Annotated in this window: 25 protein-coding genes and 1 other annotated feature; of the genes, 4 read left to right on the top strand and 21 right to left on the bottom strand. The window is 46.0% G+C overall.

The genetic code is table 11. From position 1 onward, the window contains the following. Positions 1-69: 69 nt before the first annotated feature. From rhaD to RS891_RS06745, 8 genes are all read right to left on the bottom strand, one after another. On the bottom strand, positions 70-921 hold the full coding sequence (gene rhaD / locus RS891_RS06780; protein WP_315796208.1) for a rhamnulose-1-phosphate aldolase: 852 nt from the start codon (positions 919-921) through the stop codon (positions 70-72). 393 nt (positions 922-1,314) lie between these two features. Further along, on the bottom strand, positions 1,315-1,836 hold the full coding sequence (locus RS891_RS06775) for a GNAT family N-acetyltransferase (protein ID WP_315794857.1): 522 nt from the start codon (positions 1,834-1,836) through the stop codon (positions 1,315-1,317). 123 nt (positions 1,837-1,959) lie between these two features. Next, complete coding sequence (locus RS891_RS06770) at positions 1,960-2,484, bottom strand: hypothetical protein (RefSeq protein WP_315794856.1); 525 nt, start codon at positions 2,482-2,484, stop codon at positions 1,960-1,962. Positions 2,485-2,649: 165 nt separating this feature from the next. Beyond that, positions 2,650-2,937, bottom strand: a complete 288-nt coding sequence (locus RS891_RS06765) for a hypothetical protein (protein WP_113051838.1) — start codon at positions 2,935-2,937, stop codon at positions 2,650-2,652. Positions 2,938-3,112: 175 nt separating this feature from the next. Further along, on the bottom strand, positions 3,113-3,601 hold the full coding sequence (locus RS891_RS06760) for a DinB family protein (RefSeq protein WP_113051837.1): 489 nt from the start codon (positions 3,599-3,601) through the stop codon (positions 3,113-3,115). Between the two features lie 26 nt (positions 3,602-3,627). Further along, complete coding sequence (locus tag RS891_RS06755; protein WP_315794855.1) at positions 3,628-4,539, bottom strand: helix-turn-helix domain-containing protein; 912 nt, start codon at positions 4,537-4,539, stop codon at positions 3,628-3,630. 221 nt (positions 4,540-4,760) lie between these two features. Next, positions 4,761-5,729, bottom strand: a complete 969-nt coding sequence (locus RS891_RS06750; protein WP_315794854.1) for an alpha/beta hydrolase — start codon at positions 5,727-5,729, stop codon at positions 4,761-4,763. 28 nt (positions 5,730-5,757) lie between these two features. After that, positions 5,758-6,822 carry an LLM class flavin-dependent oxidoreductase gene (locus RS891_RS06745; protein ID WP_113051834.1) on the bottom strand — a complete coding sequence of 355 codons (1,065 nt, stop codon included), beginning with the start codon at positions 6,820-6,822 and terminating at the stop codon, positions 5,758-5,760. A gap of 303 nt (positions 6,823-7,125) precedes the next feature. Between RS891_RS06745 and RS891_RS06740 the strand changes: the two genes are divergently transcribed. Then, positions 7,126-7,710, top strand: coding sequence for a TetR/AcrR family transcriptional regulator (locus RS891_RS06740; RefSeq protein WP_315794853.1), 585 nt, complete (start codon positions 7,126-7,128; stop codon positions 7,708-7,710). A gap of 57 nt (positions 7,711-7,767) precedes the next feature. On the opposite strand, the gene RS891_RS06735 is transcribed toward RS891_RS06740, so the two are convergent. Continuing rightward, positions 7,768-8,187, bottom strand: a complete 420-nt coding sequence (locus RS891_RS06735) for a NucA/NucB deoxyribonuclease domain-containing protein (protein ID WP_397386902.1) — start codon at positions 8,185-8,187, stop codon at positions 7,768-7,770. 228 nt (positions 8,188-8,415) lie between these two features. Between RS891_RS06735 and RS891_RS06730 the strand changes: the two genes are divergently transcribed. Both RS891_RS06730 and RS891_RS06725 read left to right on the top strand, forming a co-directional pair. Further along, positions 8,416-8,679: a DUF2642 domain-containing protein gene (locus RS891_RS06730; protein WP_397333620.1), complete on the top strand. Its 264-nt coding sequence runs from the start codon at positions 8,416-8,418 to the stop codon at positions 8,677-8,679. A 285-nt stretch (positions 8,680-8,964) separates the two neighbouring features. Then, the gene (locus tag RS891_RS06725) at positions 8,965-9,564 is read left to right on the top strand and encodes a hypothetical protein (RefSeq protein ID WP_315794852.1); all 600 of its coding nucleotides are present in this window, start codon (positions 8,965-8,967) and stop codon (positions 9,562-9,564) included. 120 nt (positions 9,565-9,684) lie between these two features. Here the strand turns inward: RS891_RS06725 and RS891_RS06720 are convergent, their stop codons facing one another. The 9 genes from RS891_RS06720 to RS891_RS06680 all read right to left on the bottom strand — a co-directional run bounded on the left by RS891_RS06720 (position 9,685) and on the right by RS891_RS06680 (position 16,736). After that, the gene (locus RS891_RS06720; protein ID WP_315794851.1) at positions 9,685-10,728 is read right to left on the bottom strand and encodes a flavin-containing monooxygenase; all 1,044 of its coding nucleotides are present in this window, start codon (positions 10,726-10,728) and stop codon (positions 9,685-9,687) included. A gap of 221 nt (positions 10,729-10,949) precedes the next feature. Then, complete coding sequence (locus RS891_RS06715; protein ID WP_315794850.1) at positions 10,950-11,186, bottom strand: hypothetical protein; 237 nt, start codon at positions 11,184-11,186, stop codon at positions 10,950-10,952. Positions 11,187-11,302: 116 nt separating this feature from the next. Further along, on the bottom strand, positions 11,303-12,934 hold the full coding sequence (gene groL, locus RS891_RS06710) for a chaperonin GroEL (RefSeq protein ID WP_113051828.1): 1,632 nt from the start codon (positions 12,932-12,934) through the stop codon (positions 11,303-11,305). Between the two features lie 73 nt (positions 12,935-13,007). After that, the gene (gene groES, locus RS891_RS06705; RefSeq protein WP_024630746.1) at positions 13,008-13,289 is read right to left on the bottom strand and encodes a co-chaperone GroES; all 282 of its coding nucleotides are present in this window, start codon (positions 13,287-13,289) and stop codon (positions 13,008-13,010) included. A gap of 455 nt (positions 13,290-13,744) precedes the next feature. Continuing rightward, positions 13,745-14,527 carry a twin-arginine translocase subunit TatC gene (tatC, locus tag RS891_RS06700; RefSeq protein WP_063564478.1) on the bottom strand — a complete coding sequence of 261 codons (783 nt, stop codon included), beginning with the start codon at positions 14,525-14,527 and terminating at the stop codon, positions 13,745-13,747. Between the two features lie 78 nt (positions 14,528-14,605). Then, positions 14,606-14,854 (bottom strand): twin-arginine translocase TatA/TatE family subunit, encoded by a 249-nt coding sequence (locus RS891_RS06695; RefSeq protein WP_064640077.1) that lies wholly within the window; start codon positions 14,852-14,854, stop codon positions 14,606-14,608. 201 nt (positions 14,855-15,055) lie between these two features. Beyond that, positions 15,056-15,541 carry a MogA/MoaB family molybdenum cofactor biosynthesis protein gene (locus RS891_RS06690; protein ID WP_024630749.1) on the bottom strand — a complete coding sequence of 162 codons (486 nt, stop codon included), beginning with the start codon at positions 15,539-15,541 and terminating at the stop codon, positions 15,056-15,058. Positions 15,542-15,578: 37 nt separating this feature from the next. Next, complete coding sequence (gene moaC, locus RS891_RS06685) at positions 15,579-16,082, bottom strand: cyclic pyranopterin monophosphate synthase MoaC (RefSeq protein ID WP_309304310.1); 504 nt, start codon at positions 16,080-16,082, stop codon at positions 15,579-15,581. Positions 16,083-16,097: 15 nt separating this feature from the next. After that, positions 16,098-16,736: a 5-formyltetrahydrofolate cyclo-ligase gene (locus RS891_RS06680; RefSeq protein ID WP_315794849.1), complete on the bottom strand. Its 639-nt coding sequence runs from the start codon at positions 16,734-16,736 to the stop codon at positions 16,098-16,100. A 278-nt stretch (positions 16,737-17,014) separates the two neighbouring features. Between RS891_RS06680 and abc-f the strand changes: the two genes are divergently transcribed. Next, positions 17,015-18,973: a ribosomal protection-like ABC-F family protein gene (gene abc-f / locus RS891_RS06675; RefSeq protein ID WP_113051826.1), complete on the top strand. Its 1,959-nt coding sequence runs from the start codon at positions 17,015-17,017 to the stop codon at positions 18,971-18,973. A gap of 565 nt (positions 18,974-19,538) precedes the next feature. Here abc-f and RS891_RS06670 read toward each other — a convergent pair. The 3 genes from RS891_RS06670 to rimI all read right to left on the bottom strand — a co-directional run bounded on the left by RS891_RS06670 (position 19,539) and on the right by rimI (position 23,931). Continuing rightward, positions 19,539-21,095, bottom strand: coding sequence for a 2-isopropylmalate synthase (locus RS891_RS06670; RefSeq protein ID WP_079695244.1), 1,557 nt, complete (start codon positions 21,093-21,095; stop codon positions 19,539-19,541). Between the two features lie 217 nt (positions 21,096-21,312). Then, positions 21,313-21,656 (bottom strand) — a binding site (T-box leader). A 701-nt stretch (positions 21,657-22,357) separates the two neighbouring features. Next, entirely contained in the window at positions 22,358-23,413 is a 1,056-nt protein-coding gene (gene tsaD, locus RS891_RS06665; RefSeq protein WP_315794848.1) for a tRNA (adenosine(37)-N6)-threonylcarbamoyltransferase complex transferase subunit TsaD, read from the bottom strand. Next, on the bottom strand, positions 23,410-23,931 hold the full coding sequence (rimI, locus tag RS891_RS06660) for a ribosomal protein S18-alanine N-acetyltransferase (protein ID WP_315794847.1): 522 nt from the start codon (positions 23,929-23,931) through the stop codon (positions 23,410-23,412). The genes tsaD and rimI overlap by 4 nt, the downstream gene beginning before the upstream one ends. Positions 23,932-24,161 lie beyond the last annotated feature (230 nt).

Genomic DNA, 24,161 nt, shown 5'->3' with positions numbered 1-24,161 from the left:
GTTTAATAAACCAAAGACCATTCATATTAGGCTGTGTTGGAGCTCTTTCTTTTATACGATTTCGATCTGTCAAACTTCCATGCTCAATATACCAGGACGTGGAGTGACACCGAAAGCTTGGGCTAATGTAGCTAGCTGCTGATCCGTAATTCGCTGTCTGATTTCATGGCCTGCAACCAGCATATACACCTGGGCTGCCTTCTCAATGGTTTCAATAAGACCAAAAGCTTCATCAATCGTTGTACCCGTTCCAAAAATCCCGTGCTGAGGCCAGATGACCGCGTGGTAACCCTTCATTTTTTCTGCCGTTTCCCGTCCAATTTCATTCGATCCAGGCACCATCCACGGAATAATACCAACGCCGTCAGGAAATACGACAACGCATTCCGTACACATCTGCCACAGCGTCTTTGTAAACTTCATTTCGTCCAAATCATGGATAAATGTCATCGCCAGAACGTTGGTCGCATGGTTGTGCATCACAACCCGGTGTTTCGGATCTATTTTCAAACGTTCGATATGACTCATAAAATGTGTTGGCAATTCACTCGTTGGGTTCGCTCCCGACTTTAGCCCCCACAGCACTTCCAGCTCCTGTCCATCACTCGATACACGTAACACTCCCAGATTGCTCTCTGGATCAGCCAGTACATTTTTGAAATATTTGCCCGAAGCAGTCACAATAAAATATTTATCTGCCAGCTCATGCATCGAAAATGCAGGTTTGATCTTGAGAATAACATGGTTGATATCGATATATTTGGCGACTTCCTCTTCCTCCAGCAGATAGCTGACATTGCCACCATTGCGTTCATCCCAGCCGTTTTTCCACATATGTTGAGTAATTTCCGCCATCTCACGAACAAATGGGATATGAAAGCCAGCTGCCTGCGTTGTTTCATTGGCAAGGGTCACGTTCATCATCATTCTCTCCTCATGATAAAATATAGAATGCCCGTCACGAACATAGTAAGTTCCTTTTTTCACATTCATTATACCTTTGTTTTCTTTTATTAGTCAATGAAATACAGAAATATTTGTTTTATTTACTTTTGTTTATGTTTGTTTTGTGTACATTTATAAAAATAAGCAAAAAAAATACCTCACCGGCGTCCGGCGAGGTCAGTCACACATCTATCTAACACGAGAAGGGGTTTACAAGAATTATCTTACCTCTGCTACCTTAATAGAAGCTGAAAATGAAATAAAAAAACGATGAAAACCCATTTACCAAAAAATTACGGTCACCGCTGCTACCTCTCCATTTATGCTATATATTTAAAAACGTTGTGCTGCCTTGAATGTTGAACATATTTATTCCTTTTTCAGCAAATAGGATGGGTGCATCAGTCCTGTCGGTTCATAACGCTCGTCCCGGACATATTCGAAGCCCAGCTTGATTAACATGTGACGCGACACTTCATTTTCCGGATGATGTCCCGCAAACAATGCTTTCACCTTCAGTTCGCCAAATGCATAGTCAATCACCGCCCGTGCCGCCTCCATAGCATAGCCTTTGCCCCAATGATCCCGGGTAAGATGGAATCCCAATTCATATATCTCTTCTTCCGGAGAATATGGGCGCAAGCCGCAACAACCAACAAAGACTTCCGAATCTTTCTCAAAGAGTGGCCAGTATTGCACCTCTACTTCTTCTTGCCTTTTTATTTCCTGGGTTAACCGAGCCTCCACTTCATCCTCACTCAGAAATCCCTTGCTGCTAATCCACTTCGTTACCTCATGATCACCCCATAGAGCGGAAGCCAGAGCACGGTCTTCTTCATTCCATGTCGAAAATACTAGCCGCTCGGTTTCAAGAAACGTTGTTCTGTTCATCGTCCAATCCCCTCCTGTTTCAACAAGGTCAGTCTCCTATTACTTCTACAATAAATTACTCGAATAGCTGCCTTAATAAACAAAAATTTGACTGTACCCGTCTATTACTACTAAGATTAATACCTATAATTTTTGAGCCAGTTTCTCAAACTGATTGATATGAGGATTAATCTCTTTTTCTACATTTTTGATAAAAGATCTAAACTGTTTCTGACTGAATTCATCTCCAACACCGACATCTTTGTATACTTTTCCTTTTTGATATGTAAATGAGAAGAAATAACCGTCCTTCAATCCATCTAAAATATTTTCTGCACCACCCAGTATTTTAAGACTTAAATTTGAATCTTTGTACGCAAAGTAATAAGGAGGGTCGTATTCTCCATGTCGAACATCATATCCTGAAATCCACTGATCCTTAGCAAAAGTCCCATTCTGAATACGATTTTCAAGCATAGTTGCTTCGTAGGATATTTCTCTGATCTCCAGTTCACCCTTTCCATCCTTTTTGTCATTCTTCCAAAAGCCATCATACTTGAGGTCTGTAACACGGTCCTTATCACTTGTCACTGCTTTGTAGACACCATATCCTGAACGTTTGCCCGCTACCCAGTTCCCCTTATAAGTCTTGCTCTTTCCCCAGGTCATCGTCCCATAGCCATGATATAAGAATATCAATCATTCTTATAACAACTACTTAAATTTATAAATCCCCTAGTATAATATCATTCCAACCCCAAATTCATCCATAAAAAAAGAAAAACCTCTGCCGACAACATGTCCGACAGAGGTTCACAAAGCACGCTACATTCATTAGAAATCAGCTGTTGCGATTTGAATTGTACCTGTTGAAGCACCTGCGGGAGTAGTCAACAAAGCAGCTACGAGCAGTAAATCAACAGACAACGTAAGGCTGTTGCCAGCAGGGATCAAATACGTGATTACTGGTGCGTTAACACGAGTCACAACCAGGTCTATCGGGAAAGGACCAAAATTGTTCACTGTGATGCTGGCATTCGTGCCTCCAGCAAGGTTTTCATAATACGATTTACCCACACCAGCCGCTAAGGCATAAAATTGTTGCGGTAAAAGGATGGCCATGGAAATCACCTCCTTTTGCTTTGATACGGTATTCTATGCATGGAATCTATTAATGTAACGGTAAAATGACCGTGTGATAACGTCCATTTTGATAGAGATGCTAGACTAAAGTAATCAAAAAGCCCCACCAGATCATCCGGCGGAGCCACTACATGAAACTCATATTGTGAGATTATTAAGCATACAGCATGAAAAAGTTTAACTCATGCCCCTGCTGTTTGAGGTAATTATACAGCTGTGAACGGTGATGGAATACATGCGTTAGCGTTTCAATCTGCCATTGAGCCTGCAAATGACCATGCTCCATATAGAAAGCTTTGGTTGAGCGGTTCAACAGATCTTCTTCGCTCAGTGATACAATATAAGCTTTGTAGGCTTCCAAATTGCCCCAAAGTGTTGCCTCCAGTTTTTCAATATCCTCGATCCCTGACAGGCTATTCTCTACCACACCCACCTCAGCTTCGCTCTTCTCCTGCATAATGGCAAGGTCCGATGCCGTGATTTGAATAAAATGATGGACCAGTTCCACCAGTGAACGCATATTGTCCTGCGGGCGGTATGCCCAATCCTCTGGACGGATCAGGCGGATCAGACTCGCCCCCGTACGTACTCCCGTCTCCAATTCATTGAGCAGATGATCCCGCATTTGCAAAGTTCCATTCATATATGATATCTCCTTTACTATTATTCTCACGATCTAAGTATATCGGAAGGGGCAACCAAGTTATTGTACAAATCGGACAACCTTTGTTGATGTTCTTTGGCAGCGGTCATCGGAGTTTCTCCATAAAACTTTCGGAATTGACGAATCAGATGAGCTTGGTCAAAAAAACCATGATTCAGGGCCAGTGCTACCCCATCCGCCGCATGCCCCTGATGAATGCTGCCCAGGACACGGTGAAAACGAACCACCTCACTGAATCGTTTCGGACTAATTCCGATCCATTCTGCAAACTTCCGATGCAGCTGGCGTTCACTGACAACTTCTCGCATGGCCAGTTCACTGACGCTCATACGTCCCCCATCGATAAAGATGCGATACAGCGCATTTTTCATCAGATCATTCTCGTATGTATTGGTTTGCACGGACAGGGGACTTAGATAGTCATTCATAACCCGTACCCGTTCTTCAAAGCTTTTTGTTCCAGCTATCCGCTCCTGCAGCTCATTCAACCTGACTGGCCAACAATCCTCAAGCGGAATTCGCATGTCCGTAAATCCTTCCAACGGCAAACCGTGAAACACGTATGCCCCGCCTGGGAAAAAACGAACGCCAAATGTGTAATCGGCAGAAGCACTTATACCGGATGTCTCGGGCACAACGAACGGATGCGAATAATTGCCACAGTAGGCATAGGAATGAACCGAACGGACCGCGTCGTATGTAATCAGCATATCCGTACAGCCATCCGGCAATACCCGAGCGGGCACTGATATAGATTCCTGTTCTTGCTCTCCCATGTATGGAATGGAACCCGATTCCCAATAACAGGCTATATGAGCCATCAGGGAAACAGAAGGCATTCGCTCATAATAATAGGAATTTGTATCCGTCCCATTCATCTGAATGGGTCTGAACAGCGGATGCAGGTTGGGGTCCACGAACCATCCCTCCGTTACTAGCATTTATGTATTTATCTATCATACCATCTAACCGATAAAACGAAGAAAAAAAGTACCCCGCCGGACGATCCGACGGGGCTAGTCACACATCTATTTAACACGAGAAGGGGTTTACAAGACTTATCTTACCCCTCCTACCTTAATGGAATCTGAAATGGAGATGAAAAGAACCTCAATTTTATGGACAACGCCGGAGACATTCATTGCTCCCATGAAGGATTAAGCGCTCTGGCCATGGCACGAATATAATCCTGACTAGCCCGTTGGCTAACTTCCGCATCAGGCACAAATACTTCGAAGCAATGATAAGCTCCAGGATAAAGGTGCATTTCGACATCCACTCCAGCTGCCGCAAGACGTGTCACATATTCGATTGTCTCATCTCGAAATAGATCGAGTTGGCCAATACACGTATACATTGGAGGTAACCCTGCCAGATTTTCAGTTCTTGCCGGGACTGCGTAGGCAGGTATGTGGTGTTCTTCGTTTTCCCCAAATTCCTCCCTTTCTTCTCCCAGGTACATACTCCATGCCTCCAGGTTATTAGTCCGATTCCATGTAGCATTTTGGTCCGTAATTTCGCGGCTCGAAGCCGAAATATTGCGATCGTCCAGCATCGGGTACAAAGGCATTTGGAAGATCAGACTCGGCCCACCTTTATCGCGGACCATTTGTGCAAGTGCTGCAGTCAGTCCTCCCCCTCCACTTGCTCCGGCAATTGCGACTCTGGTGAGATCAATGCCGAGTGACTCTGTTTCGTCCGTCATCCATACCAGACCTGCATAGCAATCATAAAGACCAGCAGGATAAGGATGCTCCGGGGCCAGGCGGTAATCAACCGATACGACTACGCAATGTGCCGCTTGTACAAAGCGTTCACATAACGCATCATCCATATCTGGATGCCCCAGCACATAACCCCCTCCATGAATCCACAACATCGCTGGCAGCTTATCTCCAGTACGCTCAGCCGGCTCATATATTTTGACCAGCATGTCTCCTGCTGCCCCAGCAATAATTCTCTTTGTGGTGCGTACGTCTTCCGACTTCTCAATCGGTGGATTCATGAGCATCGCCCGGCTAACCTGCAATGCCCCCTTCAAATTAAAGCCCGGAAACTGGGTTAATGCATCTTTTAATTCAGGTACCACCCGATCTACAAAACTCATATACAATTCCTCCTTCAGTGTATGTTTTCTATGCTTTTTGTCCATGCTCAGCTTCCCACTTAGCCAACTCTGCCCGTACTCGAGGTGCCACCTCTGTTCCGAGTAATTCGATCGCTCTCATCACCTGATCATGCGGCATCGTTGCAATGGGAACGTACATCATGAAACGTGTAATGCCCACATTCTTGCGTAGGTGAACTATCTTTCGGGCAACCGTCTCCGGATCACCTACATACAGAGCACCGTCATGACTGCGTGCAGCATCAAAGCTGGCACGACTGTAATGTCCCCATCCCCGTTCCTTGCCGATTTTGTTCATTCCCGCCTGGGTGGAAGGAAAGAACAGATCAGCCGCCAGCTCTGTATCTTCAGCCACAAATCCGAGCGAATGCGACCCTACGGTAAGCTTCGAAGCGTCATGTCCGGCATGTGCCGCTGCCTGCTTGTACAACTGTACAAGGGGGCCAAAATTCCGTTCCGGGCTCCCGCCAATAATAGCCAACGTCAATGGAAGCCCCAGCAATCCTGCTCGCACCACCGATTCCTGATTGCCCCCGCTGCCAATCCATATGGGCAAAGGGCTCTGCACAGGCCGTGGATATATGCCCAGATTATGTATTGCAGGTCTGTGCCCACCTCGCCAATTGACTATTTCCGACTTCTGCAGGTTGAGCAGCAGTTCCAGATGTTCATCGAACAGCTCATCATACTCCCCTAGCTCATATCCAAACAGAGGGAATGATTCGGTAAAGGAACCCCGCCCTGCCATAATCTCCGCACGTCCATTCGAAATGCCATCCAGTGTGGCAAAATCCTGAAACACACGTACCGGGTCAGCGGACGAAAGTACCGTTACTGCACTAGTCAGCCGAATACGCTTGGTCAGGGATGCAGCTGCGGACAGCACCATCGCAGGGGATGAAGCCGCATAATCTTTACGATGATGTTCTCCTACGCCAAATACATCCAACCCCACCTGATCGGCAAGCACGATTTCTTCCACCACTTCACGCAATCGCTGTGCGTGACTTATGACTTCACCTGTCCGAAGATCGGGTGTGGTCTCCACAAACGAAGTAATTCCTATTTCCATAACTCATTTCTCCTTTTTTCAAAATTGGACTGTTACTAGCAAAATAAATTACCGATCGGTATGTTATTTAGGTAGTTAATATATCTCAGTGTTTCTCTTACTGTCAATCATTTTATTTTCATCAAATCTATATCATATTTCTTAAATACATCATCAAAAAGAGATTTGTTTGACAAATAATCGAGAGTTATATAGTATATATCATACTGATGAGTAAGAAATATAATTAGCAAAACACGATCTGTATGATCCAATACAAAATATCTATACTTTAGAAAATATAAGTAACAAGGAGCATTTATCATGGCTAGAACTCGCGAATTTGACGAAGAGAAAGTACTGGATGCTGCGATGCAGCTTTTTTGGGAAAAAGGATATGAGGCCACTTCATTAAGCGATTTGACTTCGAGAATGGGCATTCAAAGGCCCAGTATATACTCCACTTTTGGAGATAAAAGAGAATTATTCGAAACGTCGCTACGGAAGTACACGATGGCTCGTGCCGCAGAGATGCGAACCAGACTGGCGGGTATTTCATCGGTAAAAGAGGCCTTTCGTACTTTTTTTGCAGAAATCGTGGACGAAGAATACAACGCAGAGCGACTCAGTCGTGGATGCTTTTGCATCAATACGATGGTTGAGCTCGCACCACATGATGAGAAATTTGAAATTCTCACCCGGGAACATCAGATGTACCTGTCGGTCATCTTTCAGGAAAATATTGAGCGGGGAATGCGATCAGGCGAACTCAACCATTCCCTGGACGCCAAGGCTGTCGCCCAAGCACTAATTGTATCGCTAATTGGACTGACCGTTTTCATGAAATCTCGTCCCAGTCGTTCATTTATAGATAATTCGATTCGAATCACACTTTCCTTGCTGGATTAAGCCCAAGCGAATATCAGAAAAAAAGCACTGCTGGCTAAAACGCCGGCAGTGCTTCATTCATTTCACTGTAAACTTGACCCTTGTCCCATTTGAATATTTTTCCAACTGATTTCCCACCCAAGATCCAGCCCCCCTGTTATCACTTGGACTTATGTATCTAATATCCGCGCCGGCGCCACCTTCTTCACACATCGCCATCGGCCATTCATCCCGATCATAACCCGCTTTGGTCGGATAGCCTTTCAGCGACTCCCTGCGATTGGCATCCGCCCCATCCCGGTCAATGGTACACACTGCCGAATGCCCTGCTGCAATGGCGTCACGGATATGCGCTCCTGTTTCCGGGTAACGATCCATCGGGAAGGTCAACGTATACGTGGTCGCAGCACCTTGGACTGTCGAAGAGGGCTGCACATATACACTCCCAGATAAAGCCATAACAAGAATAAGGACAAGCATACAACACTTCTTAACCATCCAAACACCTCCAAATAATGTTAAATACCCTCTCAGTTTACAGAACGATTGTGAGAGAGTATCGCACCATTTGTAAAATAAATGGAAGAAATAATGTTACATATTTCCTTATTGACATGCGTTCTTTTTACGTTCAGATATTCCAAAAGGATGATACCAGGCAAACGCCCAGTCGTTTGGGCGGGCGATCGCATAGGATGCCGTATAAATGATTTGGGAGGTTTTTTCTTGAATAATTATCCAATGATGCATCCAATGGCTAACTCACATTATGTGCCCCACATGCCTCATAACATTGTCGTTCATCCAGTGGATCATTGTGTAGTCGAAAGTCTGATGTCCCTGGTGGGAAAAGTGGTTATCCTGGAAACAACTCGCGGTAGATTGGATGGATGTGTGGTTACTGTTAAACATGACCATGTTGTGCTGGAGGAAAGAAACAGAAAATTCTTCGTGCGCATTGCCGAGATCGTCTGGATTATGCCTGACTAAATACCGATTGAGGGCTAACAAACCAAACGCCTTTTAAAATGGAGGATTAGACTAGACTAAAAAGATGACCCCGTGCTGCAAAGGGGTCATCTTTTTAGTCTGCTCGCTGGAATGTTCATATTTTAAAGAGACAAGTGCAAGTTTAAAGTTTCACGAAGGAACATTATAATGAAAGTACGAAATAACGATTCATTACGAGGTGAGAATTTGCAGTATCTATTTACAATCCTATTTATCCTAGGCTTTATGGCTTTCTTCGTATTTATTGTTTTGATGGTCTTATCCATGAGGAAACAAAACCGGATACCGATAAGGTACCTAGCGCTAACAGCCGCATGTTTTGCAATTGCTTCGATAGGCATGTATGGTATGCTGGCTTTACCTTCAAATCCTCCGCAATCACCCAGGACAGATCAGACGGAAAAACAAGAATCTGTCACTGCTACAACAGAGGAATTCAAAAACAAGTTTAATGCCGCCGTGGGCAAATACCGACTGAATGGGTTGAGTATTACCCGCTTGAATATGAAAAACTCTTCCGAGCAGGGAACCGGCACTTTTGAGTATGTATTCAATGATGAATTACGATTGGTTGGTACATTAAATTTGGATCAAAAAGTGCAGGAAGTCAGGTTGTACGGGACTGGTGACGTCAGCGAACCAACGGGTGGAATCTTTTTGACGGCTATCGCTGCACTTATTCTGACAACCAATAATGAGTACACATATAATGATGCGCAAAACGTGATTCAGGATATCGGTATATTGGATCGCAATGTAAGCCAGAGTGAATTTGATGGAGCGACGGTTCGAAATGGATTTGAATATCGCTTCAGCGTACAGGACCATGAACACTCTACTTTTGAAATAACTGTTGCGAAATAAGACCCCAATGTGTAAAGAGGCCGCTCCATGAAGGAACGGCCTAACATGTGATATGTACTGTTTAGATCGTTCAGTAATAATGAACACCTCCATAATGCGAGAGATACTCAATGATGTGTCTTACCTTTGAATCACATGATTAACGATCTTCTGAGCATCGTATTTAACCCATCCCAACAGTGCTGAACCTCGTGATGTTTGCCAAGGCAGACCTACAAAGTATAGTCCAACAACCGGTGATACTCCTGCCTCGTGTAAAATTTCGCCTCGGGAATCAAAAGCAGTAGCGATATCAATCCAACCATCATTTCGCTTAAACCCAGTCGCCCAGATAATATTGTGTATTGGCGCCTCACTCCCATCCTCATATAGGATGCGGTTATCTTTTGCATTTATAGCACGTGGACGCTTGTTAACTTTCCCTTTAGTGATCAACTCTTTTAACTCGTAGCCATATACGTACTCAGGCTGATTTCGTAACCATTTTCCGACCATGCGATCTGCACTTGAACGTAATACTCCGAGCTTTTCGAAATACCAGAATATACTTCGTTTCATGATATGCAACGGCCTAAAGGTTATATTTCTAGCTATGGATATGTATACGGTTTGTTTATCATCTGATGCCAACTCTACTGCGATTTGGGCACCTGAATTCCCTCCGCCTACGACTACTGTTGTTCCAGGAAGCAATTGAGAGATATTTTTATATTCTGATGAATGAAGCTGAATTACATTCTCGGATAATGATTTCGCAAAATGAGGAACATTCTTGGTTTGGAAAGGTCCTGTGGCAACGATAATATTGCGCGCTTCAATTATTCCATCATTAGTTTCAGCATAGTACACCTCATCTTGCTTCGAGAGACGAGTGATTAAACAGTTTAATCTTATAGGAAGATGCATTTGTTTGGCGTAACTTTCAAGATAATCTGCAATTTCATCTTTGCTTGGCAGGCTGTTTTCATTTCCAATAAGAGACATTCCGGGTAATCCGTCATACATTCGTGGGGTAAAAAGACGCAAGGAATCGTACCGTTTACGCCAAGATTCCCCGACAGATGAGACATTGTCAACGATTAAGAAGGTTAACCCCGACCTCTGAAGATAGTAACCTGCTGCCAAGCCTGCTTGCCCAGCTCCGATAACCAATACATCATACATATGTATCATCTCCAATATCGCTTATGTATAAATATATGAGCACTTGTTCATATGTTTATTTTACTTAACAACTATCTATTTAGCAATAGAAGAGAACATCACTACTTTTTTTTCAAAAACATCAACATTAAAAAAGACTCCCTCAAGGGAGCCTTTAATCAGTTCATTCTAATTTGCCTGTAACGGTTTGCCTGTAACGCATCTTCGATGCTATTCCTTTATTACCTGGTGTATTGATCGATGTCATTGATAGCAGATTGATGCTCTCTTCTATGGTGATCTTCATGCTGACGAACGTCGTTCTTTAGCTTGGCTAAGAATCCCCACCCCATAAATACGAGTAAAAGCACGGTAATCAGCGCATAAGCGAAGCTATATAGATTCATATAGAAGTTGATGAAAATTGCAGCGAGCATAAAGCCTAGAATCCACAATGTCCACTTTGTACTCTTTCTCAAATGATTTCCTCCCTCAGTTAAAACATAAATCCAAAGCACCCTATCTAATTAATAAAAAAAGGCTCCCTTTCGGGAGCCTTTCATCTATCGGCATTAAAAGGTTTTTAGACCTTTTATTACATCATGCCGCCCATTCCACCCATACCGCCCATGTCAGGAACGCCAGCAGCGCCTGCAGGTTCTGGTTTGTCAGCGATAACCGCTTCAGTAGTCAGGAACATTGCTGCTACGGAAGCAGCGTTTTGCAATGCATAACGTGTTACTTTCGCAGGGTCAACGATACCCGCTTCGATCATGTTAACCCACTCGCCAGTCGCAGCGTTGAAGCCTACGCCAGTTTGTTCTTTTTTCAGACGTTCCACGATTACGGAACCTTCTTCGCCAGCGTTAGCTGCGATTGTACGAATTGGAGCTTCCAGAGCGCGCAGGACGATGTTTACGCCTGTTTGCTCGTCACCGGACAGTGCTACGCCTGCAACGGCATTATATACGTTCATGAGCGCTGTACCACCACCGGATACGATACCTTCTTCAACCGCAGCGCGAGTTGCGTTCAGGGCATCTTCGATGCGCAGTTTGCGTTCTTTCAATTCTGTTTCAGTAGCCGCACCAACTTTGATTACTGCTACGCCGCCGGACAATTTAGCCAGACGCTCTTGCAGTTTCTCTTTGTCGAACTCGGAAGTTGTTTCTTCCAGTTGTGTACGGATTTGGCTTACACGTGCATCGATATCGGATTTGTTACCAGCACCGTCAACGATGATTGTGTTTTCTTTTGTTACACGGATTTGACGAGCTGTACCCAGTTGTTCCACAACAGCGGATTTCAGGTCCAGACCCAGTTCTTCCGTGATCAATTGGCCACCAGTGAGGGCAGCGATATCTTGCAGCATTGCTTTACGACGGTCACCAAAGCCAGGAGCTTTAACAGCTACAGCGTTGAATGTTCCACGCAATTTGTTCACAACCAGCATCGCCAGTGCTTCGCCTTCGATATCTTCAGCGATCAATACAAGCGGTTTACCTTGTTGAACGATTTTTTCAAGCAATGGCAGGATTTCTTGCGTGTTGGAGATTTTTTTGTCTGTGATCAGGATGTACGGGTTGTCCAAAACAGCTTCCATTTTGTCCGTATCCGTGATCATGTATGGAGAGATGTAACCACGGTCGAATTGCATACCTTCAACCACTTCCAACTCTGTAGCGAATCCACGGGATTCTTCAACTGTAATAACGCCGTCTTTACCCACTTTTTCCATAGCTTCAGCGATCAGTTCGCCTACTTCTTCGTCAGCTGCAGAGATCGCTGCAACTTGTGCGATGGATTGTTGGGTTTCAACTGGTTTGGAGATGGATTGCAGTTCAGCTACAGCAGCTTTAACCGCCTTGTCGATCCCTTTACGGATACCGATTGGGCTAGCGCCTGCAGTTACGTTTTTCAAACCTTCTGTGATCAGCGCTTGAGCCAATACAGTTGCAGTTGTTGTACCGTCACCGGCAACATCATTTGTTTTGGTTGCTACTTCTTTAACCAGTTGTGCACCCATGTTCTCGAATGCATCTTCCAGTTCGATTTCTTTAGCAATCGTTACACCGTCATTCGTGATGAGCGGGCTTCCGAATTTTTTCTCCAGAACCACGTTACGGCCTTTAGGACCGAGTGTTACTTTAACTGCATTAGCCAATGCGTCCACACCACGAAGCATGGAACGACGAGCGTCTTCACTGAATTTAATGTCTTTAGCCATGGTAAGAAAACCTCCCTAGTATATTGTGTAAAATGGTGTTGCTATATGGTTCGGTTAACCGATTAAATTTGAATTAGTCGAGAATCGCGTGAATATCGCTTTCTTTCATAATCAAATATTCTTTACCTTCGAACTTGATTTCTGTACCGGCATATTTGGAGAAAATAACGCGATCTCCTTCTTTCACTTCCAGAGCTACACGTACTCCGTCTTTCAATACTCCAGCGCCAACAGCAATAATTTTACCCTCTTGCGGTTTTTCTTTAGCGGAGTCCGGCAGTACGATCCCGAAAGAAGTTGTTTGCTCTTGCTCCAGTGGTTCTACCAATACGCGTTCACCTAAAGGTCTGATCATGAAAAATAGCCTCCTTTTGAAATTATATAACGTTACATTGTAGGTTGTAGCCATATGTATTAGCACTCGACAGTGTTCAGTGCTAACAACCAACTTTATGATACTTCAACTTGAAGCATGATTTCAAGTCCTTTTCATGAATTCCTGCGAGATTTTACGTTGTATTTACACCAACCCAGCCAAAAAACTCCCGATTGGCCTGCGTAAATGCCGTAATGCCGTAATACCTTATTAACTTATTCCACAGAATCCGTAAGTCTTCCTGCACCATTCTCAGGCAGCCCTTTTCCATTGTATCCATTGTTGAACATAATATGCCTGCTTGTCCCGTTCGTCAGAATTTAAGCTGTAAAAGTTGTGGCCCTTCATATCCCGGGTATGGACTGGTCGCCTTTTCCCGGGACGGGCACCATACAAATTATCACAGTTACAAAAATCCTATGATACCTTTCTTGTTATACTGCGCTCTGCTTATCCTCGGCACGGATGTAACGGGATTCAGCCTCTGCATCAGCTGCAAGCTGTTTGCGATACACAAAGCCAGACAGAAACACACTAATCTCATATAACAGTAACAAGGGAATCATCACAAGAAAATCGGAAATAAAGTCAGGTGGTGTGACCACAACCGCAATGAAAATCAGGACAAAATAAGCGACTCTGCGCATTTTGCGAAGCCGGATGGGATTTAATATCCGCAGTCCTGTCAGGAACATAATGATTAACGGAAGTTCGAACAACAGGGATACCGGCAGTACAATGCCAAACAAAAAACTGAAATACTGCTTCATTCCGTAGGTCTCGACCAGCCCCATTTTTTCCGTAATCGATGAAGTAAAAGAAAGTGCCATCGGGAAAACAACGTAGTACGAGAAAGCTAACCCGATCAGAAATAACAGAAATACATAAGGTACATACTTCAGCGTGGCTTTTCGCTCACGCGGGCGCAGACCTGGACTGACGAACTTCCAGAGCTGAAACACCGTAAACGGCAGCGTAATGACCAGCGAGAACAGTCCGGCAATCTTCATGTAGATGCCAATTCCGTCCCAGAACGAGAAGGCATGCAGCACAAACCCCTGAGCAGTCTCTGCCTTCGTCAGATATTGATACACCGGGTCCGCCACCAGAAAGCCTGCCACCAGCCCCAAAATAAAAATACTCAACACATAAATTAACCGCTTGCGCAGCTCACTCAAATGTTCTGTAAGCGTCATTTCTTCCTTCTGCTGCGTCATGCCTGCCCCCCATTGTTGCCAGCTTAAAATACAAAACCCTTCCGGCAGGAAGGGATTTCTCTTTCATTGCCGTCAAAGTTATTCCGGCAGGCGTTTATCCTCAGGCTTGTCTGCAGATGCAGTCTCAGATGCCAGCGGCTTCGCCTTTTCCTGCTCCTTGCGACTGGATGAATCATCATCCGAAATAATCTCACGTGCGCCTTCTTTGAATTCACGGAAAGTGCGTCCGACGGCCCGCCCCAATTCCGGAAGCTTGTTAGGTCCAAACAAAAGCAACGCGATAACGGCCAGCAAAATAAAACCTGTTGGTCCAATGGAACTAAACATTGATATTATTCCTCCTCGTTTCAAGCTTCAAAGATGCACACGCTTGGCCATAGGCTCATGGATGTCTTTGCTTCATTTTGAATTATGTCAATCATACCATAGATGTAACCACTTACATAACCCACATTATTCATAAAAAAAACCTCGACATCCAATCATTTTTCCCTGCTTGATTTCCACTCGCTACCATAAGTTTTACACTTATTGCTTAAACTGACCCGTAACCATCAGCAGCGCTTCCGGAAGCTGATCCATAATGGCCGCCAAATGCTCATGCACACCCTTCGGTGTACCTGGCAGGTTGACAATCAATGTACGCCCGCGAATGCCGCATACGCCCCGGAACAGCATGGCAGAACGATTCTTGCCCATGACACTGTATCTCATGGCTTCAGCCATGCCTGGAACTTCCCGTTCAATAACCCGCCTTGTCGCTTCTGGAGTAATATCACGAATCGCAAGCTCCGTACCCCCGGTGGTCAATACCAAATCAGCGTGAAAATAATCTGTCATTTCAATCAAAGCCGCAATAATCTCATCGGGTTCATCCGGAACGATGCGGTACTCCACGATTTCCCCACCCAGTTCTTCTTCCACAAGTTCCCGGATCACTTGGGCACTCGTATCCTCACGTTCCCCGCGGGCCCCTTTGTCGCTGGCTGTCAGGATTGCTGTTCTCCACACCATAAAGATCACCCTTCTCCTCTATGAAAATAAATGTCCCTTATCGGCTGAAATCGCCGTTTTTGCCACCACTTTTGGAATTAAGCATGGTTGGACCGATAATCATATCTTTTTGCATGGCTTTACACATGTCATAGATCGTCAGTGCCGCTGCCGACGCCGCCGTGAGCGCCTCCATCTCGACACCTGTCTTTCCTTCGGTTTTGACCGTAACTTCAATCTGCAATTCATCCACACCATTATCATGAAAACGGATATCCACACCCGTTAATGCCAATGGATGGCACATCGGAATCCAGTCCGATGTTTTCTTGGCGCCCTGAATACCCGCAATTTGGGCCACAGCCAGAACGTCACCTTTGCCGATGCGGCCCTCCCGAATCGCTTCAAGCGTAGCCGGATTCATCGTCACTTTGGATACCGCAACAGCTGTACGAACGGTACTTTCCTTACCCGAGATGTCAACCATCCGGGCTCGTCCCTGTTCATTAAAATGAGTCAGTTTACTGCCGGAAGCCTGGTCGCTATTCGTTTCTGAATTCAATCACATCACAACCCTTTATTCGATATGTAATATACCTTCGGTTGTTATCAACAGATCCATCCGCAGATCAAGCGGGTCCATCGGAATTTCATCCTGAAGCTGGCCTGGCAATACCAATGCAGCCATCCGTGGTCTTTTGTCCGTCATCGCACATTGCGCTGCAAGTGTCTCGGCAAAGCGATCATAATAACCGCCGCCATAACCAATGCGTCCTCCTTGAAGGTCATAGCCCAGCCCCGGTACGATGACAAGATCAATATCCGGCCAGTGATCAGGTTGCAGCACTTCACAGGACTCCTTGGGTTCAGGTATCCCCCATATTCCCGGCTGAATATCCTGCTCACCCATGACACGCCGCAACTCCATGCGAGTCGGATTTGTCAGCACTTTCGGTGCGAGCATCCGATCTCCATGCTCCCAGCCTTCTTCAAATAAAAAAGCCGTAGATGCTTCGCTTCCATAAGACAAATAGCTGAAAATCATAAGCCGCTTGTTCCCCAGCTTCCATTTGTCCCGTCTAAGGCGCTCCAGCTCCCGCTTCGTCACATCATTGATCTCAGTCATCGCCTGCTGACGCATGCTTTCATCCATCAGATCCCGGCTCTGTCTCAGCTTGGAACGAAGACGGATTTTCTGTTCCGTATGATCCTGCATGTCCTTGAATAACCTCCTGTTGATCGGGAAGGTAAACTAGCTCTCAATTAAAACCATTTATATGTTATGCACCAGTTGTCATCGTGTTGGAATCGTTAAAATGATTCATTTTCTGCAAAATCCTCATGTATTAACATGCCTTCTTTCAGTTTATCATTGATTGACCAAAAAGACTACACGCCCCAGTCACTCCTAATCGGTGCATTTGCTCTGTATTTCATGTAAACTGGGATATAGTTGTCATATCAAGAACTGGACCTATGGAGGAACTTAATTTTATGCTGCTGCAAGTATCCGGAATTATCAAACGTTTTGGTGTCGATCCAATCCTGGACGGCGTGAACTTACAAATATTAGAACGCGAGCGCATTGGCCTCGTTGGTGTTAACGGCGCAGGAAAATCCACTTTGCTCAAAATCGTAGCAGGGGAAATGTCCTACGATGGAGGGCAGATTTTCAAATCCAAGGAAACAACGCTTGGTTATCTCGCCCAGAACAGCGGACTGCAATCCGATCGCTCCATATGGGAAGAAATGATGAACGTATTCGCCCATCTGACTCAGGCTGAAGCGGATTTGCGCCAGATGGAACAGGATATTGCCGACCCCGCACAGATGGAAGATGAAAAAAAATACGCCGATCTGCTTGAACGTTATGCCAAACGCTCGGACTGGTTCAAGGATCATGGCGGTTATGAGATGGAAACCCGTATTCGCAGTGTACTTCACGGGATGGGCTTCGGTGAATTTTCACCAGATACCCAGATTGCCACACTGAGCGGCGGACAAAAGACACGTCTTGCGCTTGCTCGCATTTTGCTTCAGGCCCCTGACCTGCTCATGCTGGACGAGCCTACCAACTATCTCGACATCGCCACCCTCACGTGGCTGGAAGACTACCTCAGAGGTTATTCAGGCGCCTTGCTGGTTGTATCCCATGACCGGTATTTCCTTGACCGGCTTGTCACAACCATCGTGGAGATCGAACGACACCGCTCCAAAAAATATACGGGCAATTACAGCCGATACATGGAACTGAAAGCTGCCGAGTACGAAAGCCAGATGAAGCAATACGAGAAACAACAGGATGAAATCTCCAAAATGGAGGACTTTGTTCAGAAGAATATCGTGCGTGCTTCAACGACCAAACGGGCACAGAGCCGCCGCAAGGCACTTGATAAGATGGAACGGCTCGACAAACCGATGGGAGATCTGAAGAAAGCTCATTTCTCATTTGAAACGGCTGTCATGTCCGGTAAAGAAGTGCTCCGTGTGGATCAGCTTTCCGTTGCCTACGATGAGGCTTCGCCATTGTTCCGCAATGTATCTTTTGATCTAAGACGCGGGGAAACGGTTGCTTTGATCGGTCCAAACGGTATAGGTAAATCCACATTGCTGAAATGCCTCACCGGAAGTTTGCGTCCTGTAAGCGGTGAGATCCAATGGGGTACCAAGGTGCAGATTGGCTATTACGATCAGGAACAGACCGGGCTTAATCCTTCCAATACGGTTTTGGAAGAGCTGTGGAGCGCCTATCCAGGCATGGAGGAAGCACGGATTCGTACGGTGCTGGGCAACTTCCTGTTCAGTGGAGATGATGTACTCAAAAAAATCTCATCGCTCAGCGGTGGAGAAAAAGCACGTGTCTCCCTCTCCAAGCTCATGCTCAAGGAAGCCAATATGCTCATTCTGGACGAACCTACGAACCATCTCGATCTGTTCGCCAAAGAAGTACTTGAAGCGGCACTGATGGACTATGAAGGCACATTGCTGTTCATCTCGCATGACCGGTATTTCCTCAATAAAATGGCTGAGCGCATTGTTGAACTGCATCCGGGTGGAACAGAACATTACCTGGGCAATTATGATGACTATGTGGAGAAGAAACAGGAGCTTGAAGATATCGCTCGCGAAGCGGCTGAAGCACGCCTTGCCTCTTCCAAAAACTCGGCCAAATCTGATCCAGCCCTATCCGCAACCGAAAAATCCGGAGCCGCTTCATTCGAAGCGGACAAACAGGCCAAGCGCGAAGAGCGTAATCGCCAGCGCAAGCAGGAAGCTCTGGAACAACAAATTGCGAAGCTGGAAACGGAGATTACGGAGCTTGAGGCTCAGATGGCCCTGCCTGAAATTTATCAGGACTACATGAAGCTGCAAGAACTCCAGGAAAAAGCGGAGGATCACAAGCTTCAACTTGCCAAGGCTTATGAAGAGTGGGAAGAATTAGCTTTGGAATAAACCGGACCATTCCAGTGCTTTTTCTGCTGCCCTGCGGCGTGGAACATTTAACAATTTTAAAAGCTGATTCCTTGACGGAATCAGCTTTTTTGTTGATAATATCCGCAGAGTTTTTGACAAGGGTGTTTTCATAATTGTCAAATTCAATCGAATCATGAAAATTATTTTTCGGTTTCTCGCCCTCTACTTTATCCACAAGAAAGCAATATAGCAAGCAACTTAATCAACTTAATTATACGGCGGTAGAATAGCTTTTTCTGCACAAAAACCATATTTATCCACCAAGTTATCCACGTTATCCACAACTTTGTGGATATAAGAGGGAACTTCTATCCCCTAAAGACTTTTATTTTCGAAAACATTACTGGTTTGGGTTTGCTGGAGTTACCCACAAATTATCCTGAATATGTGGATAACTATAATCACATCTTGACAAACCTATCCTAACTCTCACATTTTAACTCCTATAAAAGGACAAAAGCAGACCTCTGTATTTCAAGGTCTGCTCTGGTTTGTTTTTGATTACAAAGTACAACGTTATGTGGTGTGATATGCGGAAGTAATATTACGCGTGCACTGATTCATCACTTTCAGAAGACTCCGCCTTCAGTCCGGCCGCATTGCATGCTGCTACATAAGCCAGACCGGCTGCCATGACAATATCATTGTGTGTGGCAGTTCCTCTGAATTCACGTCCTGCACGTTCTACGGTAACCGCAGCTTCTGCACTCGCAGCCTCTCCGCCGCTCAGTGCGTGCATCTCCATATCGACAAACGTAATGTCGTCCGAGATACTTTGACCAATCGCTCGAATCGTTGCATCTACCGGACCACCGCCAACCGCAGAATAGGATTGCTCCCCTGCGCTCGTGCGAATGCGAACTGCTGCCATTCGATCCGTCATGCTGCCCGCCGTAACCTGCAATTCAACCAGCTCATAATCCTGCGCAGGAATATTCATGGTCTGACTTACCATCTGCAATAACTGGTCATCACTGACCACTTTCTGTTGATCGGCAGTTTCTTTAAATATCTCATACAGCTGTTCCATTTGCTGCTCATCGGGTTCAAAGCCATATTTGCGAACTCGATCTTTCAAAGCGTGACGCCCGGAATGTTTGCCCAGAATAATCATACTGCGTGGAATGCCCAGCGCTTCCGGGTCCATAATCTCATACGTACTCCGATTCTTGAGCAGACCGTCCTGGTGAATACCAGACTCATGCTGGAAGGCATTGCGCCCTACTACCGGTTTGTTGTAGGCAATTGGGAAATGCATCGCACGACTAATCTGACGGGATGTCTCATACATCTGGTTCAGTTTGATATTTGTCGTTGCGCCAATAACATCTCCCCGCGTCTCCAGAGCCATAATCAGCTCCTCCAGGGCACAGTTGCCCGTCCGTTCTCCCACACCATTGATGGTTACTTCGATCTGGGAAGCACCGTTGGCAATCGCAGCCAGACTGTTGGCAACCGCAAGGCCCAAATCATTATGACAGTGTGCGCTGTATCGAACCTTATCTCCACCTCTTGCGCCCTCACGTACCTGACGGAACATCTCTCCATATTCATGCGGCAGTGCGTATCCGACCGTATCTGGCAAATTGATAATACTTGCTCCCGCTTCAATGGCTACTTCAACCATTTCGATCAGATCGTCCATCTTCGTACGAGCCGCATCCATGGCGGTGAACTCCACGATATCCGTGAACTGACGAGCATAGGAGACCATCTCCCGGGCGGTAGCTACGACTTCACTGCGCGGACGGCGCAATTGATGCTCTATATGGATGTCCGAAGAGGAGATAAACAGATGAATACGACGGCGTGCTGCGTCAGCCGTTGCTCGAACGGCTGCATCAATATCCCCTTTGACCGCACGCGCGAATCCGCAAATCTCCACGTTTTGCAGTTGTCTGGAAATCGCCTGAACCGCCGCGAACTCACCTGGACTTGAGATCGGGAATCCAGGCTCGATGACGTCAATGCCCAGAGAAGCCAACTGATGTGCCAGTTCAATTTTTTGTTCAGGCTGCAGACTCGCTCCCGGTGCTTGTTCTCCATCGCGCAGTGTTGTATCAAAAATCTCAATCATGCGTTTATTATTGTTCGTTGTCATATTCATCAACCTCCATCAAATTTGGATGTATATTGGTTATTTTGGGAATTGGAACGCGGCGTTCACTTCCCGTTTTCTATGTTTATTCATTTTGCATTCCATGCCGAAGTGCACGTCGACTTGCACTTTGGACTTATTTCTTTTTCTTAACCATGATTATCGATTCCCATCGCCCACCCTGCTGCCGGCAGCAAACACAAATAACCCGCCATCTCATCTAAGAGACGGCGGGTTATTATCCCTCCGCGGTACCACTCTTGCTTGATGGTCCAGGCTTGCGCCAGGCACCATCCACCTCGTCGTCTCCAGCCAAGATCCATTGCAGCTGCGTACGCAACAATAACAATCGATCCCGCCGGAGAAACACCCTATAACGGAGGTTAGCCGTTGCTGTGTACCACAATGCCCTGTTGGTTATAGGACAAGGGATGAGACATAGTCTCATCTGTTTCCACAGCTCCGTTCCCGGGCGAGATTCGAACGATTCCAGCCACTGCGTCGCACCACCCCGCAGCTCTCTGTGCACTTTATCGTTTTACTGCTCCCGTTCATTACATTTATGATATGTGACCATGAATTTCATCACCATTTTGAGAATCAAAAAAGCCTGCCATCTCCTGCAATAATGCAAGAGACGACAGGCTGTTCACCTTCGCGGTACCACTCTTGTTGACTTTCATTTCCTCGAGCTGATCCTGTATGCGTCCATACCTTATCATTGCCCAAAGTGACAAAAGCCCCCTCAGTTATTGTTGATCTTCTACCGATATGTTATCCGGATTCCATCAACAACGGCCCATTCACGGAGGCAACCCGTAACCATGTACTTTGGGCCATCATCGGCCTTTCGGCTTCTCCCAGGGAGTTACCGTGTTCCATCGTTCCGCTTCCAGGTGAGTTTCAGGTTTCCTTCGACTGCGTTGCACCACCCCGCAGCTCTCTAAGACCGGGAAATACCCTACTGTTCCTGTTCATTGCGTTTTCAGTTCAGGAATCTATATAAGTTCAACAAATGAATATTTACACTGCCACTCCGATGACAGAACAACCTTCCGATCGCTGTTATCCCCAGATTTCTTTGGTTCCCTTCTCTAAAAGGGAAAATCCGGTGATAAAGGCGAACGCTTCGCTTCTTCAGGTTACTTCTGTCCTCTCCGCTATCGTGTAAATGTTTAGTTGAACATATTGTATTCCTGTTTTAATTTGTAATTAATATACAGTCTTCCCTTGAGGCTGTCAAGCCTGCAAATCCATGAATCATTCTATACCGATTGAACAGACCATGCCTCAAGTGAAAGTCCAGGATCAGCTTTGGCATCGAATTCCGAGATTTCTCCCCGCTGCCACTTCAAATACGCCGCAGCTCCAATCATCGCTGCATTGTCGGTGCAATACTCCATCGGCGGAATCAGCAATTCGAGCCCTTCTTTCGCACAACGCTCCTGCAAAGCTGAACGCAATCCCCTGTTTGCCGCAACGCCACCGCATAACAACAATTGACGTGAGCCGTACTCGCGGACAGCCCTTACTGCTTTTTCTACCAGCACTTCAACGACAGCTTCTTGGAAACCCCGTGCCACAGCAGATGGTTCAAGCGTTTCTCCGCGCATTTTGGCTTGATTTAAAACATTCAGTACAGCAGACTTCAGACCGCTAAGGCTGAAATCATAGGAATCGGCTTCCAGCCAAACGCGTGGCAAAGGTACCGCCTGCACTGCTTCAGCAGCCATCCGGTCCACATGCGGTCCTCCCGGATAGGGACAACCAAGTGCACGCGCCACTTTGTCATAAGCCTCGCCTACAGCATCGTCACGCGTACGTCCGATCAGTTTGAACTTGCCTTCGGATTCCATATGCACAAGCTCGGTATGACCACCCGAAACCACCAGTGCCATTGCTGGATATTGCAGCTCATGGGTAAGTCTGTTGGCATAGATATGCCCCGCGATATGATGTGTGCCAATGAGCGGTTTGCCAAGTGCCATGGCCATGGTTTTCGCCGCGACGATGCCGACCAACAATGCACCAACCAGTCCAGGCCCTTGTGTCACGGCGATTGCACTCAGATCACGCGGACGGATACCTGATTGCTCAATAGCCTGCTCCAGCATCAATGTAATGACTTCCACGTGTTTACGCGATGCTACTTCAGGCACAACCCCGCCAAATGCCTTATGCGTTTCGATCTGACTGGAGATCAGATTGGACAGCACTTCCCGTCCATCCTTAACTACTGCTACGGATGTTTCATCACAGCTTGTCTCCACGGCCAATATATAAGATGGTGCTGAACTTACCTTTTCATTGAAATCCTTCATGAATCCGTTACGCTTCCTTCCTCTTCGCCGCTCCGGCTCGCAGGCGGCAAATTCGCCCACATAATCATCGCATCTTCCCCATTGTCGGAGTAATACCCTTTGCGAAGACCAGCCGATTCAAACCCTTTTTTCTGATACAAGCTCTGGGCAATTCGATTCGAAACCCTGACTTCCAGCGTCATTCGCTCCATCCCGAGATAGGCCGCAGTTCTCATCAGTTCTTCCAGCAGCTTCTCACCGAGCTTGCGTCCACGATAAGCTTCCCGGACTGCAATATTGGTAATGTGGGCTTCATCCATGATTGTCCACATACCGGCATAGCCGATTGCTGTACCTTCCAATTCCATAACCATATATTTAGCAAAATGATTGTGTGTCAATTCATTTTGAAACGCTTCTTCCGTCCAGGGCAGGGTAAAGGCTTCATGTTCAATAATCATTACATCGGGAATATCATCCAGCGTCATGAACCTGAACTGAAGCGCTGCTTCCTGCTCGTCATTCTCCACGTTGTCCATCTGCTTCCCCTCCCCTTTTAGTGCGTGTTCAAAAAGACCGGTTCTCAGTACCGAGAAGATGGGATGAAGCTAGAAATGGAGTAGTGGAAACGTAGGGAAAACTACGTGAGCAACTACAATGTTTCCGAAGGAAACATTGTTCGCAAGCATCCACTTATTTCGGCTGAATTCCATATTCGATGCTGATGATGCCGCTGGGCATTCTTCGTAACAAAAGCGGCTTTTTGAAC

Origin of the sequence: Paenibacillus sp. BIC5C1 (assembly GCF_032399705.1) — a bacterium.
GTDB lineage: Bacteria > Bacillota > Bacilli > Paenibacillales > Paenibacillaceae > Paenibacillus > Paenibacillus taichungensis_A.
The sequence above is the reverse complement of the archived record's forward strand: the minus strand, read 5'-3'. Positions and strand labels throughout refer to the sequence as shown.

Coding starts and splice junctions, on each gene's coding strand:
- RS891_RS06680 (WP_315794849.1), bottom strand. CDS start 16,736: ATGCAGGATCATACGGAACAGAAAATCCGTCTTCGTTCCAAGCTGAGA.
- rimI (WP_315794847.1), bottom strand. CDS start 23,931: ATGGACAACGTGGAGAATGACGAGCAGGAAGCAGCGCTTCAGTTCAGG.
- RS891_RS06725 (WP_315794852.1), top strand. CDS start 8,965: ATGAGGAAACAAAACCGGATACCGATAAGGTACCTAGCGCTAACAGCC.
- RS891_RS06740 (WP_315794853.1), top strand. CDS start 7,126: ATGGCTAGAACTCGCGAATTTGACGAAGAGAAAGTACTGGATGCTGCG.
- tatC (WP_063564478.1), bottom strand. CDS start 14,527: ATGACGCAGCAGAAGGAAGAAATGACGCTTACAGAACATTTGAGTGAG.
- RS891_RS06770 (WP_315794856.1), bottom strand. CDS start 2,484: ATGACCTGGGGAAAGAGCAAGACTTATAAGGGGAACTGGGTAGCGGGC.
- RS891_RS06690 (WP_024630749.1), bottom strand. CDS start 15,541: ATGGTGTGGAGAACAGCAATCCTGACAGCCAGCGACAAAGGGGCCCGC.
- groL (WP_113051828.1), bottom strand. CDS start 12,934: ATGGCTAAAGACATTAAATTCAGTGAAGACGCTCGTCGTTCCATGCTT.
- rhaD (WP_315796208.1), bottom strand. CDS start 921: ATGAACGTGACCCTTGCCAATGAAACAACGCAGGCAGCTGGCTTTCAT.
- tsaD (WP_315794848.1), bottom strand. CDS start 23,413: ATGAAGGATTTCAATGAAAAGGTAAGTTCAGCACCATCTTATATATTG.
- RS891_RS06745 (WP_113051834.1), bottom strand. CDS start 6,822: ATGGAAATAGGAATTACTTCGTTTGTGGAGACCACACCCGATCTTCGG.
- abc-f (WP_113051826.1), top strand. CDS start 17,015: ATGCTGCTGCAAGTATCCGGAATTATCAAACGTTTTGGTGTCGATCCA.
- RS891_RS06695 (WP_064640077.1), bottom strand. CDS start 14,854: ATGTTTAGTTCCATTGGACCAACAGGTTTTATTTTGCTGGCCGTTATC.
- RS891_RS06775 (WP_315794857.1), bottom strand. CDS start 1,836: ATGAACAGAACAACGTTTCTTGAAACCGAGCGGCTAGTATTTTCGACA.
- RS891_RS06750 (WP_315794854.1), bottom strand. CDS start 5,729: ATGAGTTTTGTAGATCGGGTGGTACCTGAATTAAAAGATGCATTAACC.
- groES (WP_024630746.1), bottom strand. CDS start 13,289: ATGATCAGACCTTTAGGTGAACGCGTATTGGTAGAACCACTGGAGCAA.
- RS891_RS06670 (WP_079695244.1), bottom strand. CDS start 21,095: ATGACAACGAACAATAATAAACGCATGATTGAGATTTTTGATACAACA.
- RS891_RS06720 (WP_315794851.1), bottom strand. CDS start 10,728: ATGTATGATGTATTGGTTATCGGAGCTGGGCAAGCAGGCTTGGCAGCA.
- RS891_RS06735 (WP_397386902.1), bottom strand. CDS start 8,187: ATGGTTAAGAAGTGTTGTATGCTTGTCCTTATTCTTGTTATGGCTTTA.
- RS891_RS06765 (WP_113051838.1), bottom strand. CDS start 2,937: ATGGCCATCCTTTTACCGCAACAATTTTATGCCTTAGCGGCTGGTGTG.
- RS891_RS06760 (WP_113051837.1), bottom strand. CDS start 3,601: ATGAATGGAACTTTGCAAATGCGGGATCATCTGCTCAATGAATTGGAG.